The following is a 17,904-nucleotide window of genomic DNA, read 5'->3' as shown; positions in this document are numbered from 1 at the left end:
CAATTCCGCACCTGCCCGGCCCATTCCGGCCGGCATCCGCCCAGCCAGTCCTCCGCCTGATCAGGGGTCCGTATGACGTTGGTGAAGAAGTCACGGTTCGACACGCAGAATGCCGCCGAACGGACCGTCGCTGCGCCGGAAGACAGGACGCCCGTGCAGGCCCCCAATGCCCGCGCCACGGCCCAGCGCAAGCGCGCCCGGTCGCAGGCGCGCCAGCAGCAGGTGGCGGAACGGTTGGGCACCGCCTCGGCCGAGATGGCCAGCAGCATCACGCAGGCGGCCTCCGCGGCGGAGCAGCTCCGCCGCGCCATGGAACAGATATCGCGGGGCGCTGAGCAGGCGTCCAGCGCCTCGCACGAATCCCTGGCCGCCATCAACCAGATCGCGGCCTCCTTCGCGCAGGCCCGCGAGCGGGCAAGCGCGGCGCGGCTGAAGACAGAGAACCTCCAGATCGTGCTGGCGGAAAGCGGAACCCAGGTCGCGGCAGCCATCGCCGCCATCGGGGCCAATGCGGACCGGCAGTCCGCCTCCGTGGCGCTTGTGCAGGACCTCCAGCGTCAGGCCGCCAGCATCGGCAATGTGGTGGGAACCGTCGCCCACATCGCGGACCAGACCAACCTGCTGGCGTTGAACGCCGCAATCGAGGCGGCACGGGCCGGACAGGCCGGCGCCGGCTTTGCCGTGGTCGCGGACGAGGTGCGGGTACTGGCCGAAACCGCGGAGAAGAGCGCGCGCGAGATCACCGACCTGGTCGCCCGCATCCAGCAGGAGGTGGACGGCATCGTGACCGGCATCACCGCCGCCGCGACCGCGGCTCGCGCCGAGGCGGAGAATGGGCGCAAGGTCGCCGTCACGTTGGAACGCATCCGCACCGGGATGACTACCCTGGTCGAGGGCAGCATCGGCATCCTGGCCTCCGCCCAGGAGGCGGAGCGGGCGGCGCGCGAGGTTCAGAAGGGAGCCGAGCAGATCGCCGCCGCGGCGGAGGAGCAGTCGGCCGCGACCGAGGAATCCCTGCGCGGGCTGGGGCAGCAGGCCCAGGCGCTGGACCAGGCCCAGGCCGCCGCCCACGAACTTGCCACCCTCGCCGAGGATCTGGGTCAGGCCGCCGACCTGATCCGCAGCGCCGAGGAGGTGGCTTCGGCGTCGGAGGAGCTGTCGGCCACGGTGCAGGAGCTGTCCGGGGCCGCCACCCAGATCATGGCGGCGATCAACCAGATCAGCCGCGGCGCCCAGCAGCAGGCCGCCGCCGCCCAGCAGTCCAGCGCCGCCCTGTCGCAGATCGAGCGGAACGCCAGCTCGACCCGCGCCAGCGCGGCCGACGCCCTTCAGGGCGTGAATACGCTGTCGACGCTGGTCCGGGAGGGCCGCGGCGATGTGGAGGCGATGATCGCCGGCGTCGAGCGGGCGCTGGGCCAGACCCGGCAGGCCGTGGGCCTGGTGGTCGCGTTGGAACAGGTTGGCCGCCGGATCGACAAGATCGTCGGGACCATCGACCGGGTCTCCATCCAGACGAACATGCTGGCCGTCAGCGGTTCGGTCGAGGCGGCGCGGGCGGGTGAGCATGGCCGCGGTTTCGCCGTGGTGTCGGGCGACATCCGCAACTTGGCCCAGGAATCGGCGGAGAACACCGATCAGGTCCGCGACACCGTGCGCGCCATGCAGGACCAGGTGCAACTGATCCGGCGGGAGCTGGAGCAGAGCGTGGCGGCATCCGAGGTCGAGATACAGAAGAACAGGACCATCATCTCCACCCTGGCCGGCATCGAAACCGATACGGACGCGCTCCGCGCCGGCAATGACGAGGTCGCCCGCGCCGCCGCCGCCGTCCTGGAGGCCGTGGAGCAGGCCGTCGCCGGTACCGAGGAGATCGCCACCGCCGCCGAAGAGGCCAGCCGCTCCGCCGCGGAAGCCGCCACTGCGGCCGGCCAGCAGGCCCGCGGTACGGAAGATCTCGCCGCCGCCATCGAGGAAATCTCGTCTCTCGCCGACGAGCTCCAGAATTCCGGCACCTGATCAGATGGAGCCCATCGCCCCTTACATCGAAGCGGGGCCGCATCTGCCGGCCATGCCGCAGGACCGCGCCCATCTGCTCTTCCATGTGGGGGCGGAGCGGCTGGCCGTCCCGCTGTCGCGGGTAAGCGGCGTCATCCGGCTGCCGGAGATCATGGATGTGCCGCTCAGCCCTGCCGGGGTCGAGGGGCTGGCCAATCTGCGTGGAACAGTCACGGCCATCGTGGGGCTGCACCGGCTGCTCGGCACCGCGCGGGCCGAGGCGACCGCCGCCTCGCGCGTGATCGTGATCGAGCATGCGACGCCGGTGGCCCTGCTGGCCGACCGCCTGTCGGGCGTGGTCGAAATCGCCCCCGACCGGATCGAGGCCGCCGGGGATGAGCATGCGACGGGCGAAATCCTGGCCGGCCTGTACAGCACCGGCGAGGGCGAACCGACCGTGCTGGTGCTGGACCCTGACCGTACGCTCGACCGCATTTTCACGACCATGGCGAAAACGGCCCGGCAGCCTCTACCCGCCGCCAGGGCGGACCGCGCTGGCGCGCGTGGGTCCAATGTGGCCGAACGGCTGTTGATCAGCTTCGAGGCGGACCGGCAGGAATATGCGATTCCCATCGCGGCCGTGCGGGAGATCGTCTCCCTGCCGCCGAACGTATCGCGCGTTCCCCATGCGCAGAGCCATGTGCTTGGCGTGGTGACCCTGCGGGGTCGTCTGGTCCCGCTGGTCTCCGCCCGCACCCTTCTGGGCCTGCCGCGCGGCGCGGGGGAGGAGCGGGCGCAGGTGCTGGTGATTTCGCCCGACGCGGACGCCACCGTGGGGCTGGTCATCGACCGCGCCCGCGAAATCCTGCGCATCCGCGAGGACGAGGCCGATCCGGTGCCGGCCCTGCTGGCGCGCGACGCCGTGGGCGACATCGAAGCCATCTGCCGCCTTGAAGGCGGGCAGCGGCTGGTCTCCATCCTCTCCCCTGGCCACCTACTGCGGAGCGATGCGGTGATCCAGGCCCTTGCGGCGGGCGCCAGCCAGGAGAAGGCCGCAATGGCGGAACAGGAAACCGGGGCCGTGGGCGTCACGGAACAGTTCATCGTCTTTCGGTTGGGCAAGGGGGAGTACGGGCTGCCAATCGGCGCCGTGGACGAGATCGTGCGGGTGCCGGAGCTGCTGACCGAAGTGCCCCAGGCCCCCGCCCACATGGCCGGCATCATCAACCACCGCGGGGCGGTCCTTCCCGTCATCGACCAGCGGCGGCGCTTCGGGATGGCGGCGGCGGGCACGGCGCAACGTCATATCGTCGTGCTGTCCCTGCGTGGTCTCCGCATCGGCTTCCTGGTGGATGGCGTGACCGGGGTGCAGCGCATACCGGTGGACGCGATCAGCGAGGCTCCGGCGTTGTCGGCGGAGCAGGCGAAGGTGATTACCCGGATCGCGAGGCTGGCCGACCGGATGATTCTGCTGTTGTCGCCTGAGAGCCTGGTGAACGCCGAAGAGGCGGGCAGCTTGGCCGATATGGCATCCGGGGCTGCCGACGGTGGGGAATGATCCGTCTTCTTATCGCCGACGATTCGGCGCTGATGCGAAAGCTGCTCACGGGCATCTTTGAGGCCGAAGGGGATTTCGAGACTGCGGTGGCGCGCAACGGGGTAGAGGTCCTGGAGCTTGCCCGCAGCTTCCAGCCCGACGTCGTCACCCTGGACGTGAACATGCCGGTGATGGACGGTCTGACCTGTCTCAGCCGGCTGATGCTGGAGACGCCGTGCCCGGTCGTCATGGTGTCTTCCCTGACCCAGGCCGGAGCGGAATCGACGCTGGAGGCGCTGCATCTCGGCGCCGTCGACTTCATCGCCAAGCCCGAGGGCACGGTATCGCTCAGCATCGACACGATCCGTCCGGCCCTGGTGCAGAAGGTCCGCGACGCCTCGCGCGCCAAGCTGCGCTCCAGCCTGCGCCTGGCGGAGCGCGTGCGGCACCAGATCCGCTCGGCGGCATCCGGTCTGGCTACGCCGGCGCCGCCTCCCGCGCGTCCGCCCGCCCTGCGCCGGCCCGTGCTGCGACCACCGGCGCCGGAGCCGCTGGGGATGCGGGATGCCGGGGAGGGGATGGTGCTTGTGGGAGCCTCCACCGGCGGACCGCATGCGGTTGAAACCATCCTGACCAGCCTGCCCGCCGACTTCCCATGGCCCGTCGTGGTGGCGCAGCACATGCCGACCATGTTCACCGGCATCTTCGCCGAACGGCTGAACCGCGCCTGCGCAATGACCGTGATGGAGGTCAACCGGCCGACCCCGCTGCTTCCCGGACATGCCTACATCGCCCAGGGCGACGCCGACGTGGTGATCGGCCGGCGGCCTGCGGGGCTGGTGGCGCTGTCCGTTCCGGTCTCCCCCGCCTACCGTTGGCATCCCAGCGTGGACCGTATGGTTGCTACCGCCATGCAGCATGTCGAGCCGGGCCGGCTGTTAGGGGTGCTGCTCACCGGCATGGGCAATGACGGGGCGGAGACCATGGCCGAACTGCGCGCGCGGGGCGGCCATGCCATCGCGGAAGCCGAGGAGACGGCCATCGTCTGGGGCATGCCGGGGGACCTGGTCCGGCGGGACGGGGCCGATGTCGTCGCGCCGCTGCCGGACATTGCCGCCGCCATCGTCAAGGGGATCAGGACCCATGCCTCTCGTTAAGCGGACACCGGCCCCCGCGGCGCACCAGGAATCGCCGCCGCAGGATATCGAGGAAGGTCTGCGCTCCCCCGAGCCGGGATGCAGGCGGCAGGCGGCGCATGCCTGCGCGTCCCGTCCCGACGCGATCCCGCTGCTGTCCGACTCCTTGCGGGTGGAGACGGAACCGGCGGTGCGCCAGGCCATCCTGACGGCGCTGGTCGGCATCGGCGGGGACGATGCCGTCCGGGCGATCGTGCCCTGCCTGCGCTCCGACGATGCCGGAATCCGCACCGGCGCGCTCGACGCGCTTCGGGCGCTGTCGGCGGATATCGAGCCCTGGCTGCCCAGCCTGCTGGCCGACCCGGATGCGGATGTGCGGGTCCTGTCCACCGAGCTTGCCCGCGGCATGCCCGCCGACCGGGCGACCCTGCATCTGTGCCGGATGCTGGAGCGGGAGTCCCATCCCAACGCCTGCGCCGCCGCACTGGACGTCCTGGCGGAAGTCGGCACGCGGGAGGCCGTGCCCGCCCTGCGCCGCCTCGCCGCCCGGTTCGCGGGGGAACCTTTCGTCGTCTTCGCCGCATCGGTCGCGATCGCCCGGATCGAAGGCACAAAGGGCTGACCCGACGGATGACGCCCCGCAGCCCAGGCCGGACAGACCCGCCCGACATCGCCATCGGGGATGAGGAATTCCGCCGCTTCACGGAATTCTTCTATCGCCGGACCGGCATGATTTTCGGCGAGTCCAAACGCTATTACGTGGACAGGCGGCTGCGCGACCGCATGGCCGCCACGGGTGCTGAAAGCTTCATCAGCTACTTCGGTCAGCTTCTGACCAACACGGCGGAGGTGGAGCAGCTCATCAACGCCTTCACCATCAACGAGACCTATTTCTACCGCGAGGACCATCAGTTCCGCTGTCTCACCTCCGCGTTGCTGGGACAGATCGCCAGCCGGAAGCGGCGAAGCGCGCCGATCCGCATCTGGTCCATGCCCTGCTCCACCGGGGAGGAGGCTTATTCCATCGCCATCTGGCTGCTGGAGAACTGGCCCAGCGTGGATGACTGGGATATCGAGATCGTCGGCACCGATATCGACACCCGCGCCCTCCAGGCCGCGGAGGAGGGCGTCTATGCGGAGCGCGCTCTGATGCGCCTGTCGCCCTACCTGATCGGAAAGTATTTCGAACGGCTGGACGGTGGCCGCTACCGACTTGCCGAAGATCTGCGCGGCTCCGTCCGCTTTACCCGCGCTAATGTCATGGACCAGGGGGAGACGGCTCGCCATGGCGAGTTCGATGTCATATTCTGCCGCAACATGCTGATATACTTCGACGAGAAATCCCGCCGGCAAGCGGCGGACAATCTTTACGACCGCCTTGCTCCCGGCGGCTACATCTGCCTCGGTCACACGGAATCGATGAGCCGCATCTCCCCCCTGTTCCAGGTGTGCCGTTTCGACGATGCCATCGTCTATCAACGCCCGGTGGGGACGTCCCATGGCGGCTGAGGAGGCGTTGCCGTTCGTGCGGAGGGAGGGGGCAGCCCGGCGGGTGCTGGTCGTGGACGACGCCACGCTCGTCCGCCTCTATTACCGCACGGCGCTGGAAGGGGCCGGCTTCGAGGTGGAGGAGGCGATCAACGGCATCGAAGCCATGGAAAAGGTGCTGACCCGGCGCTTCGACCTGCTGGTCGTCGACGTCAACATGCCGAAGATGGACGGGATGGCCTTCCTGCGGGCCTTGCGCGCGGAACCCGCCGCGTCCTCCGTCCCCACCCTGGTGGCCAGCACGGAGGCCGGGGTGCAGGACCTTTCCGCCGCGCGGGAAGCCGGCGCCAACTGCTATCTGGTGAAGCCGGTGTCCGGGGACGATCTGATCCTCTATGCCGCCGTGCTGACGGGCGCCCCGGCGCCCAAGGGGGGGCGGGCGTGAACCCCTTGATGCAGCAGTTCCTGGCGGAAGGCCGGGAGCAGATCCAGGAAGCGGGCGAACACCTGCTGGCGCTGGAGAAAGCGCCCGGCGACGCCGAGCGCATCGCGGCGCTGTTCCGCGTCTTCCACACCCTCAAGGGCTCGTCGGGCATCTTCGATCTCCGCCCCATGACCCAGGCGCTGCATACGGCGGAGGATGTGCTGGACCAGGTGCGCGGGGGACGGCTTGCCATCAGCGCCGGCCTGATCGATGTGCTGCTGGAGTGCCTGGACCACACCGCCCGCTGGCTGGATGCGCTGGAAGCGCGCGACGCGCTGCCGCCCGGGGCGGACGCGGAGGCGGCGGGCCTCGTTCAGCGTCTCCGGCGGCAAGCCGATCCCGAAGCGGAGGACGGGGCCGTCGAGGCCGTGGATGCTGCGGACGAGACCGGTCCTTCCGACCTGCTCGACAGCTTCCGGGAGGCGGAGCGCATGGCCGCGCTGGAGCGGCTGCTGGCGGCACCCGGCTCCGCCCTCTGCCTCGTCGAATACGATCCCGAGCCGGGCTGCTTCTTCAATGGCGACGATCCGTTGCGCATCCTGCGGAATGTCCACGGGCTGGCGGCGCTGCGGATCGAGCCCCGCACGCCATGGCCCGCCCCGGCCGAGCTGGACCCCTTCACCTGCGCGCTGGGTTTCAGGGCGCTGGCGCTGGGCGGGGAGACGGAGCTGCGGGAGGTCTTCCGCTACGTTTTCGACCAGGCCCGCATCACTGCGGTGGAACCGGTCCGGCTGATCCGGGTCCGGGGAAAGGATGCCGGCGGCGCGACGGACGATTCCTTCCGCGACATCGCCCGCAGATGGCGGGAGGGGCTGACCGAAGGGCTGCCGGAATCCTGTGCCGCCCTGCGGGCGCGGCTTTCCGCCGAGTCCGGGGAGGCATCCGCCCTGCGCTGGATGGTCTGGCAGCTCAAGCATCCGGACATGCCGGCCGCGTGGCGCAGCCGGCTGGATGCGGAGATTGCCGCCATGCTGGACGCCGCCCCGGAAAGGGAGGTGCATGCCGGCATCGTCGCCACGCTGCTGGCGGAGCAGGTGCGGCTCCTCTCCATGTCGGGCGTGCCGGAGAACGAGCTTGCCGGGCGTCGCGCCTCCGCCGCCACGGTGGCGATCAATGCGCTTCTCTACGAGGGGCGGCAGGACGAGGCGCCGGAGATCGAGGCTGCCTACAAGGCCGCCTCGGGCGGCGATCCGGACGCGCTGATCCAGGCGATCCGGCGAGCCATCGGCCAGCGCCGTCCCACGGCCCCGGCCAGACCCGCCGACGGTGGCCCTGATGCGGCGGCGGAGGACCGCGCCGGCCAGCCTGGAACGACCCGTCTGCTCCGGGTGGACGAGGCCAGGGTGGATCGTCTGATGCGGCTGGTCGGGGAAATGGTGGTCGCCAAGAACGGCCTCGGCTGGTTGGCCGACATGGCCCGGCAGGGCGGCAGCGATGCTGCGCTGATGCGGGGACTCCGCGACCTGCATGGAAGCCTGGACCGGCTGACGCGGGAAATGCACGGCATGGTCCTGCAGATCCGCATGCTGCCCATCGGTCAGGTCTTCCAGCGCTTCCCCAGGCTGGTGCGCGATCTCTCCCACCGGCTGGGCAAGCCCGTGACGCTCGTGCTGGAGGGGGAGGGGACGGAAGCCGACAAGACGATGATCGAGCAGCTCTTCGAGCCGATCCTCCATCTTGTCCGCAACAGTCTGGATCACGGGATCGAACCGCCCGACCAGCGCGCCGCCGCCGGCAAACCGGCCACGGCGACCCTGACGCTCCGGGCCTATCGCGGCGGCGACCGCGTGGTGGTGGAGGTCGCGGATGACGGCCGCGGCATCGATGCGGACGCCGTGCGGCGCAAGGCCCTGGCGAACGGCCTGCTGACTGCCGACCAGACGGCGGCGCTCAGCGACGAGGAGGCGATCCAGCTCATCTTCGCCGCCGGCCTCTCCACCATGGAGGCGGTGTCGGAGCTGTCGGGGCGGGGCGTCGGCATGAACGCCGTCCGCGCCGCCATGGAAAAGGCCGGCGGCAGCGTGGAGGTGCAGTCCGTGCCGGGAGCGGGCGCCACGGTGCGGCTGTCCCTGCCGCTCAGCCTCACATCGGTCCGCATCCTGACCGTGGAGGTCGGCAACCGCCGGCTGGGCGTGCCGATGGATGTGGTGGCGGAAACGGTGCGCCTGCCGCGAAGCCGCATCATCCGCATCAAGCAGCACGACACCTTCGTCCTGCGCGACCGCGTGGTGCCCCTGCGCCGTCTTGGCGTCCTGCTCGGCCTCTCCGACCTTCCGCCACCCGACCCGGCGGCGGATGCGCGCGTGCTGGTGGTGGAGGTGGACGGGCGCATGGCCGGGGTGGAGGTCGATGCGTTCGGTGAGCGGTTGGATGCTGTGCTGAAACCCATGGACGGGCTGTTATCCAGTATCCCGGGTTATATCGGGACGACCCTGCTGGGGAATGGCGAGGTCCTCCTCATCCTGGACGTGAAGGAAATCCTGCGGTGACGGTGCGGTGGGAGAACGAGGTGATCTACCTGGAGGAAAGCTGCGCGGTGGAGGAGGCGGAGACGTTGCTCGAACTCCTGCTCACCAATCCGGGCGCTCCGGTGGACTGGTCGGGCTGCCGCCATATCCATACATCGCTTCTCCAGGTGCTGATGGCCGTCCGGCCGCCCGTGCAGGGCGTGCCCAGGGACGCGTTCCTGGAACACTGGATCGGACCCGCCCTTGCGGAAGGGAAGCCAGCGATTTGACTGCGACCATCCTCGTCATCGACGACTCCCCCACCATGATCCTCACCCTCTCCACCATGCTCCGCGATGCGGGCTACAGGGTGGAGACCGCGATGAACGGGCAGGAGGCGCTGGACCGGTTGGAGGAGGGGCTCCGTCCCGCCCTGATCCTCACCGACGTCAATATGCCCGTGATGGACGGGCTGACCTTCGTGCGGCAGGCGCGGCGGCGGAAGGCGACACGCTTCACCCCAATCCTTGTCCTGACCAGCGAAATGCAGACGGAAACGGAATCCCGGAATGCGGGCGCATCCGGATGGTTGGCGAAACCGCCACGATCCGAGACCCTGCTGTCCGCTGTCGGCGGACTGTTGCCGCCATGACCGTGTGGGGCATTTTTCGGCAGCACTGCCCGAATGCACCATGGCTTCGACGCTTAAATTCTCTATGAATGACCTCTAATTTGTGAAATGGGCGGAATCAGGCGCATTGGGCATGACACGGACCGTTCTGATCGTCGACGACAGCAAGCTGGCACGCATGGTGGTCAGCGGTATCCTTGGCCGCTACCAGCCGGACTGGCGCCCGCTGGAGGCGGGCAGCGCCGAGAAGGCGCTTCAGCTCATCGGCGAAACGCCGGTCGACATCGCTCTGATCGACTTCAACATGCCGGAGATGGACGGGCTGGATCTCGCGGCCCGCATCCGGGAGCTGCGTCCGGAGATGCCGATGGCCATCGTCTCCGCCAATGCGCAGCAGTCGATCATTGCCCGAGCGCGCGAGTTGAACGTTGCCTTTGTGGAGAAGCCGCTGACGGAAGAGGCCCTGAAGCCCTTCCTGTCGGGAGCAGCCCTCCGGCTTCGCCAATCCGCAGCGTCCTGAGTGCCGCCCTGTGAATGATGGAACCATCGATCTTCCTGACCTTGAGCAGGATGCCCTGACGGAGATCGTCAATATCGGCATGGGCCGGGCGGCGAAGAGTCTGAGCGTGATGATCAAGGAGCCGGTCCAGCTCTCGGTTCCGAAGATCGAGGTGCTGAACCGCGGCCGGGTCGCCGACGTTCTGTCCCGGCGCGAGCGGTCGGGGCTGGTTTCCGTCAAGCAGGACTTCCGCGGCGCTTTCTCCGGCGAGGCGATGCTGATCTTTCCGGAAACGAACAGCCTGGAACTGGTGCGGGCGGTGCTCGGTGAGGGGATGAGCCTGGAGGAGATCGTCGATCTGGAGCAGGAGGCCCTGGCGGAGATCGGCAACATCATCCTGAACGGCTGTCTGGTCGTGGTCGCCAATCTGCTTCATCAGGGGCTGACCATGTCGCTGCCGCAGGTCATGCGGGGCAGCGGAAGCCAGATCCTCAACGGGACGGATAACGCGCAGTCCGAAGAGGCCGTGCTTTTCCTCACCATCGACTTCGCAGTGCGGGCCCGCAACATCAAGGGCTATATCGCCCTGCTGATGGACCTGCCGTCGCTGACCGCCCTGAAGACCCTGATCCGCGAGTTCATCCGCGGGGTCGAGGGTGGGCAGGTCCCGCCATGACCACGCTCCCCGCCATCCCCGACCCCGCTGCGCTCGGCATTCTCGAGCATCTGGAGGCGGGCGTCATCCTCATCGACCGGGAGCGGCGCATCCGTTTCTGGAACGGCTGGATGGGGCGTGCGTCGGGCATCGCGCCCGGCAAGGCGCTGGGCATTCCGCTCTGGGACCTGTACCCGTCCCTGCGCGAGAGCCGGGCGCAGAACGCGGTGGAGGATGCGCTGGAGTCCGGTGCGGCCAGCATCCTGACCCATTCGTTGAACGCCAACCTTCTTCCGTTGCGCCTGCCCGACGGGCGGGGCCTGCTTCACAATGTGCTGATCCGCTCCTATGAGGCGGCGGGTGAACGCTGGTGCCTGATCCAGGTGAACGACCAGACCGCCGTGGCCGACCGGGAAAGGGTTCTGCGTGAGCACCGCGACGCCCGCTACCGCGCCATCGTGGACACGGCGCCCGAAGCCATCGTCACCACGGACGCATCCGGCGCCATCCAGTGGATGAACGGTGCCGCGGAACGGCAGTTCGGCTACCGGCTCGCCGAGATCATGGGCAAGGATATCGGCGTGCTGCTGACCGACGGGGACGCCGCCCGTTGGCCGCGCGGCGAAGATGCCGCCGTGGCATCCAGGGCGTTCGAGCCGGTGGAACTCCAGGGGCGGCGACGCGATGGCAGCACCTTCTATGTGGAGCTTTCGGTCGGCAACTGGGCCAGCGAGGGCCGTGTCTTCCTGACGGGCATCCTGCGCGACGTGACGGAGCGCCGGCGGGCCAAGCTGTCGCTGGAGCGCGCGCTGGCCGATAAGACCATGCTGCTGCGCGAGATCAATCACCGCGTGAAGAACAGCCTTCAGCTCGTCTCGGGTCTGCTGAACCTGCAGATGTCCACCGCCAGCGAAAGCGCCACCCGCCAGCATCTGCACGAAGCGGCGCAGCGGATCAGCGCTGTGGCCCGAGTCCATCACAGGCTCTATCAGGCGGAGCGCTTCCGGACCCTGGATTTCGCCGCCTTCCTGCAGGAACTCTGCGCCGATCTAGTGGAAGCCTCCGGCGGGCAGAGTGCGGCGGGGATCAGGCTGGATGTCGACCCGGTGGAGGTCGGCATCGACCAGGCCGCCCCGCTCGGGCTCATCACCAACGAGCTGCTCACCAACGCGATCAAGCATCGCGGTGACCGCCCGGCGGAGGTGGATGTCACCTTGAAGCGCGGGGAGGGGCAGTTCACGCTCTGCGTCAGCGACAACGGCCCCGGTCTGCCGCCCGGTTTCGATCCTCGGAAGTCGCCTACCCTCGGCCTGCGGATCATCACGGCCCTGACCAGCCAGCTTTCCGGCAAGCTGGAACTTCCGCCCGCCAGGACGGGGGCCGTGTTCCGCATCATCGTTCCGCAAGGACCGCCGGACCACGCCCTGGAGCATCTCGAAACCACCTCGCACCCGGAGGAGATGCGGTGAGAATCCTACTGGTGGAGGATGAGCTTCTGATCGCCATGGAACAGCGCCTCTATCTTGAGGATGTCGGCCATGAGGTCGTCGGTCCGGCCATGGACCTCAGAGAGGTCCGGGCGATGGAGGCGGAGGGGCCTTTCGATCTGGCCCTCGTCGATGTTCATCTTGCCAACGCCTCGAGCGGGCTGGATGTCGCCCGGTATCTGGAAGAGCGGAACGTTGCCTGTCTGTTCGTGACCTCTTTCCCGGAAGATGTGACCGGCCGCGGCGTGGGTGCCGGCTGCCTGATGAAGCCCTTCTCAAGGGCGGACCTGCTGACCGCGGTGGAATGCTGCGATCCCGAAGCAGGGGACAGGCCGATGACGGCGCTGCCCCGGAACCTCGTCCTGTTCGACGGCGGGTCCAGATAGGCTAGGTCGTCGCGGCGCCGAACACCTTGCCAGTGTGCTGATCCCGCCGGGAGCCGGCCGCCTGCGGCCCTCTGCGGTCGGGCGCGGATGCGCCCTGGGCGACGGCGGCAAGCACCGCACGGCTGGAGCAGGGCTTCGGCAACCAGCCCACCGCGCCAGATTCCTCCGCCTCGCGCCGGGTTGTATGCGCGGACATGATCACGCAACGCACGCCCATCGCCGCCAGCTTCGGCGTCAACTCCAGCCCCGTCGCGGTGCCTTTCAGCCGGACATCGACCAGGGCCACGTCCGGTCTGCACCGGGCCGCTTCACGAAGCGCCGCATCGACGCTGGGAACGGGACCACAGACCTTGTGGCCGCCATCCACAAGCGTCACCGCGAGCGCCATGCCGATCAAGGCCTCGTCCTCCACCACCAGTACCCTGGCCAAACCGTTCTCCCGAGGAATTCATCGTTTTAGAGGTGAATGCATTCATGCGGCCCGCAGCCAGGGATGCCAAGGGGCGAAACGGGGTGAATCCGGTGCGTCCGCACCATGCCTCAGCCGATCTTGCGGTGATCCATCAAATGTCTCCCGCCCGGCGCTGTCGGGCCGGGGCGGGATTCAGCCCGCCCTCCGCCCGTCGGAGCCCTGCCGCCGGGCGCTGATATAATCCAGCGCAAGCACGCCCAGCACTGCCGCGCCGGCCATCGCCAGCCGGCCCGGCCGGGCACGGCGGGATCGTGATGCGTTGGCTAGCATGGCAAGATCCATGACATCGCCGCCGACGCGCGCCCACAGCCAGTCCTGCGGCCGGCGGCGGGACAGGATGCCGACCCCGGCGGCAAGCTCGCGCAGCCCCACGGCCAGCATGGTCTTGCGGTCCAGGCCGTTGCCCGCCGTCCCGATCATCCGGGACATCCCACGGGGGGCGAGCACCTGGGCCAGTCCCAGGCCGATGCTGAACCATCCCAGCATGGGGGCCAGGGACTGCGCCTGCATGCCATGGCTCCCGGAACGCAGCCGCCGCCGGGTCTTCTCCAAGCTCATCATCTCAGCCCTGTCCTCCGCGCTGTCTCTGCCGGCCACGAACGGCCGGGTTTCTCGGCGGACAACAGCGGCGTGACGACGGCATCGCGCGCTCAGGGAAGCGGAAGTCGCTTCGCTGCCGCGGGCAGCGGGGCCAGGGCGCGTTCCAGGGCGGCGATGAACACGCGCAGCTTCGGCGGAACCAGCCGTGCGGAGGGGAAGACGGCCCAGATCGACCGCGCCTCGGGCAGTGCCGCGTCCAGTTCGATGGGAACCAGCGCGCCGGAGCGGATTTCGTCGGCCACGTCCCAGGCCGACAGCAGCGCCAGCCCCAGCCCGCCTAGGCAGGTGGCATGCACGGCGTCGATGCTGCTGCTGCCGAACCGGCCGCCCACCCGCACCTCCCGCACCTTGCCATCCGCCTCGAAGGACCAGGACTGGGTGCCGCTCAGCACGATGCACTCATGATCCGCCAGATCATCGACGGTGCGCGGAATACCGGCCCGAGCGATATAGGACGGGGCGGCGCAGATCACCCGCGGATTGGGCGCCAGCCGGCGCGCGATCAGGCTGGAATCGCGCAGGCGGCCGATGCGCACCGCCACGTCGATCCCGGCCGCCACGATGTCCACCACGCTGTCCGTCAGTTCCAAATCCACGCGCAGCTCCGGATTCTCGTCCAGCAGGCGGGGGATCATGGGGGCCACGATCTTGCGGCCGAAGGCGGCGGGCGCGGTGACGCGGAGCAGGCCGCTGGCACCCTGCTCCGCCGGGGCGAGGCTGGCGCGGGCCGCCTGCTCGATCTCGATCATCGCCTGGGCGTGTGGCAGGAACTGCTCCCCCTCCGGCGTCAGGGAGACGGAGCGCGTCGTCCGGTGCATCAGGCGCACGCCGAGCTGTTGCTCCAGCGCCGCCAAGCGGCGGCTGGCCGCCATTGGCGTCATCTCCAGACGCCGCGCTGCTGCCGACAGGCTGCCGGCCTGCGCGGCAAGGACGAGCACCCTCAGCCCATCAGTGTCCATCGGATTATATCGCTTTCCGATAAGCCGGCTTCTCAATCCCGGACAGTAACACGGCATTCCGTGGCGGACTATTTCGGTGGACCGGCATTCCCAAGGAGAAACCATGTCTTCCTCACCGCTGTTCACGCCTGTCCGGCTGGGAGCTCTCGAGCTTCAGCACCGGGTCGTCATGCCGCCGCTCACCCGCATGCGCTCGCGCCAGCCGGGCGACGTGCCGCAGGAGATGAACGCCGTCTATTACGGCCAGCGCGCCAGCAAGGGCGGCCTGATCATCGCCGAGGCGACGGACGTGTCGGAGCAGGCGCGGGGCTATCCCGGCGCGCCCGGCATCTATTCCGACGAACAGGTCGAGGGCTGGCGGCAGGTCACCGACGCCGTGCATGCCAAGGGCGGCCTGATCGTTCTCCAGGTCTGGCACACCGGCCGGATTTCCCACTCCTCCATGCAGCCGGGCGGCGCGCTTCCGGTCGCCCCGTCGGCCGTTGCGGCCCCTGGCGACCATATGGACATCCAGGGGCGGCCGGTGCCGTTCGAGACCCCGCGCGCCCTGCGCGAGGATGAAATCCCCGGCATCGTGGACGCGTTCCGCCGCGCGTCAGTGAATGCGCAACGGGCCGGTTTCGACGGGATCGAGATCCATTCGGCCAATGGCTACCTGATCGACCAGTTCCTCCAGGACGGCACCAACCGGCGCGAGGATCGCTATGGCGGTTCCGTGGAGAACCGGGCCCGCTTCCTGCTGGAGGTGGTCGATGCCGTTGCCGGGGCCTGGAGCGCCGACCGCGTCGGCGTCCGCGTGTCCCCCTGGGGTCATTTCAACGGCATGTCCGACAGCAATCCCGGCGCGCTGTTCGACCATGTGACGGCAGAGCTCGGCAAGCGCGGTCTGGCCTATCTCCACATCGTGGAGCCGCGGGCCGACCAGAACAGCGATACCAACGCGCTCGACCCGAATGCGCCGGATGCGGCCTCCCGCTTCAAGAGCCGGTTCGGCGGCGCGGTGATCGCGGCCGGCGGCTTCACGCAGGCGACGGCGACCGGGGCGGTTGCGGAGGGCCGGGCCGACGCGGTGGCCTTCGGTCGGCTGTTCATCGCCAATCCCGACCTGCCGGAGCGCTTCCGCCGCGGCGCGCCGCTGAACCGCTATCACCGCCCCAGCTTCTATGGCGGCGATGCGCGCGGCTATCTCGACTACCCGTCGCTGGACAGCGAAGCGGCCTGAGCGCCGCAGGCCCCGCTCATCCTCACGGCCCGACCGTCTGGGCCGCGAGGATGAGCAGGCTTGCCGCCAGCGCGAAGCACAGGAACTGCCAGAAGGCGAGCGGATCGCGCTCATAGAGGGAGCGGTGGCGCTTCGGCGGGGGAGCCGACCGGGACGAGGCGTTGTCCAGCGTGACGGCAAGCTCCACCGCATCCACGAACCGGTCCTGCGGGTTCACGGCGATGGCCCGCGCCAGGGCCGCGTCCAGCCAGGCCGGAAGGTCGGGGCGGTGGCGCAGCAGCGGGACCGGCGTGCCGAACTGCGGGCGGGAGAAGGGTTCGATCTCGCCATAGGGATAGGCCCCGCCGCTGAACATGCGGTACAGCGTGACGCCGAGCGCGAAGATGTCCGTCCGCTCGCTTCCCCGCTCCCCCTCATACATCTCCGGCGCCATGTAGCTGGCGGTGCCGGGTATCTCCCCGCCCGTATCCTGCTCCTCGCGGTGGATCAGCCGGGCGATGCCGAAATCCAGCAGCCGCGCGCCCTGTTCCGTCAGGATGATGTTGTCCGGCTTGATGTCGCGATGGATGACGCCGGCCCGGTGCAGAACGGCGACGGCCCGCGCCAGCCTGATCCCGATCCCGATGCCCTCGCGCAGGGACATCCGCGGTGTCCGGCGCAAGCGTTGTTCCAGCGTTTCCCCGGCATAATAGGGCATGACGACATAGAGCCGTCGCTGCCGCTCCGGAGACAGCTCGATCACCTCTCCCAGGCCGGGGCTGTGCAGTTGTGCGCCGATCCAGCCCTCCCGCACGAAGGCGGCGCGCAGCTCCGTTTCGTCGCCCACCACCGGTTTCGGGAATTTCAGGACCAACGTGCTACCCTCGGCCGGGTCGGTGGCCATGAACAGGCGGCTGTAGCGCGCATCGGCCAGCGGCTCGCCCAACAGGAACCCGTCCACCATGTCGCCCGGCTCGGGCAGGGGCAGGACGGGCAGCGCCGCCCCGGCGCTCTCCAGCTCCTCATGGCTGGCCGCCGGCAGGGCGAGCACGTCCAGCACCAGGGCCGTGGCATTATCGCTGCCGCCGCGGTCCAGCGCCGTCTCCACCAGCAGCCGCGCCGTCTCATCCGGTCCGGCGCCACGGGTCAGGATGTCGCCGATCTGCCGATCGGGGAGGGGGCCGTGGATGCCGTCGGTGCAGAGCAGATAGCGATCATGGATTGCCGCCGGGTGGGCGGCGTAGTCGATGCGGACCGTCTCCTCCATGCCGACGGCCCGGTGCAGCACATGCCGCATGTCGGGGTGGCTGTGCGTATGGTCGGTGGTGAGTTGCAGCAGCCTGCCGTCCCGCAGCCGATAGAGACGGCTGTCGCCGATATGGATGAGATGAATCCGGCGTTCCTTCAGCACCAGCGCGGTGAGGGTGCAGGCCATGCCCTCAAGGTCCGGGTCGATGCGGCCCTGGGTGGATATCCAGCGGTTGACGGCCTCCACCGCCCGCGCGCAGGCCTGCTGGATGCCCAGCGTGCGGGGCGCCCCCAGATAGCCGTCCAGCAGGGCGTGCACCGCCGCTTCCGCCGCGACCCTGCCGCCCTTGTGCCCGCCGACGCCATCGGCCACCGCCGCAACGACGCCATGACGCGCCAGGTGCCCGGCCGGACCGGACATTGCGGCGCCGAAATCCTGATTCTCCTGGCGTTTGCCGATATCGGTGCAGAACCCGATTCCGACCGCCGGATGGCCGGCGTGGCGCTCCATTTCCGGCCGCACGTGCGGATACTCCCTTGCTCCCGCACAATCCCATATCACTGCGCGCCGCAGCGGGCACGCATGGGATGCACTGTCCTGGCCGGCATCGGCCCGGTGTCTGCTTTATGTGCATCAGGCCTACGAATTGGGCATGAATAGTAGTTCTACGGCCACGGA

18 protein-coding genes are annotated in these 17,904 nt (G+C 69.1%); 14 read left to right on the top strand and 4 right to left on the bottom strand.

Annotated features, from left to right (window positions below):
• The first annotated feature begins 72 nt into the window (after nucleotides 1–72).
• The 13 genes from DOL89_RS11865 (at nucleotide 73) to DOL89_RS11805 (ending at nucleotide 12,745) form a co-directional block, all read left to right on the top strand.
• Nucleotides 73–2,016, top strand: a complete 1,944-nt coding sequence (locus DOL89_RS11865) for a methyl-accepting chemotaxis protein (protein WP_119679346.1) — start codon at nucleotides 73–75, stop codon at nucleotides 2,014–2,016.
• 4 nt (nucleotides 2,017–2,020) lie between these two features.
• Complete coding sequence (locus DOL89_RS11860; protein WP_119679345.1) at nucleotides 2,021–3,553, top strand: chemotaxis protein CheW; 1,533 nt, start codon at nucleotides 2,021–2,023, stop codon at nucleotides 3,551–3,553.
• Nucleotides 3,550–4,689, top strand: a complete 1,140-nt coding sequence (cheB, locus tag DOL89_RS11855; protein ID WP_119679344.1) for a chemotaxis-specific protein-glutamate methyltransferase CheB — start codon at nucleotides 3,550–3,552, stop codon at nucleotides 4,687–4,689. Before DOL89_RS11860 ends, cheB begins: the two co-directional genes overlap by 4 nt.
• Nucleotides 4,676–5,290 (top strand): HEAT repeat domain-containing protein, encoded by a 615-nt coding sequence (locus DOL89_RS11850; protein WP_119679343.1) that lies wholly within the window; start codon nucleotides 4,676–4,678, stop codon nucleotides 5,288–5,290. Before cheB ends, DOL89_RS11850 begins: the two co-directional genes overlap by 14 nt.
• An 8-nt stretch (nucleotides 5,291–5,298) precedes the next feature.
• Nucleotides 5,299–6,177 carry a CheR family methyltransferase gene (locus DOL89_RS11845; protein WP_205574573.1) on the top strand — a complete coding sequence of 293 codons (879 nt, stop codon included), beginning with the start codon at nucleotides 5,299–5,301 and terminating at the stop codon, nucleotides 6,175–6,177.
• On the top strand, nucleotides 6,167–6,601 hold the full coding sequence (locus DOL89_RS11840; RefSeq protein ID WP_119679342.1) for a response regulator: 435 nt from the start codon (nucleotides 6,167–6,169) through the stop codon (nucleotides 6,599–6,601). Before DOL89_RS11845 ends, DOL89_RS11840 begins: the two co-directional genes overlap by 11 nt.
• On the top strand, nucleotides 6,598–9,129 hold the full coding sequence (locus tag DOL89_RS11835; protein ID WP_162937471.1) for a chemotaxis protein CheA: 2,532 nt from the start codon (nucleotides 6,598–6,600) through the stop codon (nucleotides 9,127–9,129). Before DOL89_RS11840 ends, DOL89_RS11835 begins: the two co-directional genes overlap by 4 nt.
• On the top strand, nucleotides 9,126–9,377 hold the full coding sequence (locus tag DOL89_RS11830) for a hypothetical protein (RefSeq protein WP_119679340.1): 252 nt from the start codon (nucleotides 9,126–9,128) through the stop codon (nucleotides 9,375–9,377). Before DOL89_RS11835 ends, DOL89_RS11830 begins: the two co-directional genes overlap by 4 nt.
• Nucleotides 9,374–9,739 (top strand): response regulator, encoded by a 366-nt coding sequence (locus DOL89_RS11825; protein ID WP_119679339.1) that lies wholly within the window; start codon nucleotides 9,374–9,376, stop codon nucleotides 9,737–9,739. The genes DOL89_RS11830 and DOL89_RS11825 overlap by 4 nt, the downstream gene beginning before the upstream one ends.
• Nucleotides 9,740–9,851: 112 nt before the next feature.
• The gene (locus tag DOL89_RS11820) at nucleotides 9,852–10,238 is read left to right on the top strand and encodes a response regulator transcription factor (protein ID WP_119679338.1); all 387 of its coding nucleotides are present in this window, start codon (nucleotides 9,852–9,854) and stop codon (nucleotides 10,236–10,238) included.
• A 10-nt stretch (nucleotides 10,239–10,248) separates the two neighbouring features.
• Complete coding sequence (locus tag DOL89_RS11815) at nucleotides 10,249–10,893, top strand: chemotaxis protein CheX (RefSeq protein ID WP_119679337.1); 645 nt, start codon at nucleotides 10,249–10,251, stop codon at nucleotides 10,891–10,893.
• Nucleotides 10,890–12,341 carry a sensor histidine kinase gene (locus DOL89_RS11810; protein WP_119679336.1) on the top strand — a complete coding sequence of 484 codons (1,452 nt, stop codon included), beginning with the start codon at nucleotides 10,890–10,892 and terminating at the stop codon, nucleotides 12,339–12,341. The genes DOL89_RS11815 and DOL89_RS11810 overlap by 4 nt, the downstream gene beginning before the upstream one ends.
• Nucleotides 12,338–12,745: a response regulator gene (locus DOL89_RS11805; protein WP_119679335.1), complete on the top strand. Its 408-nt coding sequence runs from the start codon at nucleotides 12,338–12,340 to the stop codon at nucleotides 12,743–12,745. Before DOL89_RS11810 ends, DOL89_RS11805 begins: the two co-directional genes overlap by 4 nt.
• A 1-nt stretch (nucleotide 12,746) precedes the next feature.
• Here the strand turns inward: DOL89_RS11805 and DOL89_RS11800 are convergent, their stop codons facing one another.
• From DOL89_RS11800 to DOL89_RS11790, 3 genes are all read right to left on the bottom strand, one after another.
• A complete protein-coding gene (locus tag DOL89_RS11800) occupies nucleotides 12,747–13,175 on the bottom strand; it encodes a response regulator (RefSeq protein ID WP_119679334.1) in 429 nt (142 codons plus the stop codon).
• Nucleotides 13,176–13,349: 174 nt separating this feature from the next.
• Nucleotides 13,350–13,727, bottom strand: coding sequence for a hypothetical protein (locus DOL89_RS11795; protein WP_119680390.1), 378 nt, complete (start codon nucleotides 13,725–13,727; stop codon nucleotides 13,350–13,352).
• A 140-nt stretch (nucleotides 13,728–13,867) separates the two neighbouring features.
• On the bottom strand, nucleotides 13,868–14,776 hold the full coding sequence (locus tag DOL89_RS11790) for a LysR family transcriptional regulator (protein ID WP_119679333.1): 909 nt from the start codon (nucleotides 14,774–14,776) through the stop codon (nucleotides 13,868–13,870).
• A 103-nt stretch (nucleotides 14,777–14,879) separates the two neighbouring features.
• On the opposite strand from DOL89_RS11790, the gene DOL89_RS11785 reads away from it, so the two are divergent.
• Nucleotides 14,880–15,998 (top strand): alkene reductase, encoded by a 1,119-nt coding sequence (locus DOL89_RS11785; protein ID WP_119679332.1) that lies wholly within the window; start codon nucleotides 14,880–14,882, stop codon nucleotides 15,996–15,998.
• A 22-nt stretch (nucleotides 15,999–16,020) separates the two neighbouring features.
• On the opposite strand, the gene DOL89_RS11780 is transcribed toward DOL89_RS11785, so the two are convergent.
• A complete protein-coding gene (locus DOL89_RS11780) occupies nucleotides 16,021–17,748 on the bottom strand; it encodes a bifunctional protein-serine/threonine kinase/phosphatase (RefSeq protein WP_205574572.1) in 1,728 nt (575 codons plus the stop codon).
• Between the last annotated feature and the right edge of the window lie 156 nt (nucleotides 17,749–17,904).

It is taken from the genome of Indioceanicola profundi, from assembly GCF_003568845.1.
In the GTDB taxonomy this organism is placed as follows: Bacteria; Pseudomonadota; Alphaproteobacteria; order Azospirillales; family Azospirillaceae; genus Indioceanicola; species Indioceanicola profundi.
The sequence above is the reverse complement of the archived record's forward strand: the minus strand, read 5'-3'. Positions and strand labels throughout refer to the sequence as shown.

What these genes read in the sequence shown, in the direction of transcription:
- DOL89_RS11865 (WP_119679346.1), top strand. Translation starts at nt 73, where the DNA reads ATGACGTTGGTGAAGAAGTCACGGTTCGACACGCAGAATGCCGCCGAA.
- DOL89_RS11860 (WP_119679345.1), top strand. Translation starts at nt 2,021, where the DNA reads ATGGAGCCCATCGCCCCTTACATCGAAGCGGGGCCGCATCTGCCGGCC.
- cheB (WP_119679344.1), top strand. Translation starts at nt 3,550, where the DNA reads ATGATCCGTCTTCTTATCGCCGACGATTCGGCGCTGATGCGAAAGCTG.
- DOL89_RS11850 (WP_119679343.1), top strand. Translation starts at nt 4,676, where the DNA reads ATGCCTCTCGTTAAGCGGACACCGGCCCCCGCGGCGCACCAGGAATCG.
- DOL89_RS11845 (WP_205574573.1), top strand. Translation starts at nt 5,299, where the DNA reads ATGACGCCCCGCAGCCCAGGCCGGACAGACCCGCCCGACATCGCCATC.
- DOL89_RS11840 (WP_119679342.1), top strand. Translation starts at nt 6,167, where the DNA reads ATGGCGGCTGAGGAGGCGTTGCCGTTCGTGCGGAGGGAGGGGGCAGCC.
- DOL89_RS11820 (WP_119679338.1), top strand. Translation starts at nt 9,852, where the DNA reads ATGACACGGACCGTTCTGATCGTCGACGACAGCAAGCTGGCACGCATG.
- DOL89_RS11810 (WP_119679336.1), top strand. Translation starts at nt 10,890, where the DNA reads ATGACCACGCTCCCCGCCATCCCCGACCCCGCTGCGCTCGGCATTCTC.
- DOL89_RS11795 (WP_119680390.1), bottom strand. Translation starts at nt 13,727, where the DNA reads ATGCAGGCGCAGTCCCTGGCCCCCATGCTGGGATGGTTCAGCATCGGC.
- DOL89_RS11790 (WP_119679333.1), bottom strand. Translation starts at nt 14,776, where the DNA reads ATGGACACTGATGGGCTGAGGGTGCTCGTCCTTGCCGCGCAGGCCGGC.
- DOL89_RS11785 (WP_119679332.1), top strand. Translation starts at nt 14,880, where the DNA reads ATGTCTTCCTCACCGCTGTTCACGCCTGTCCGGCTGGGAGCTCTCGAG.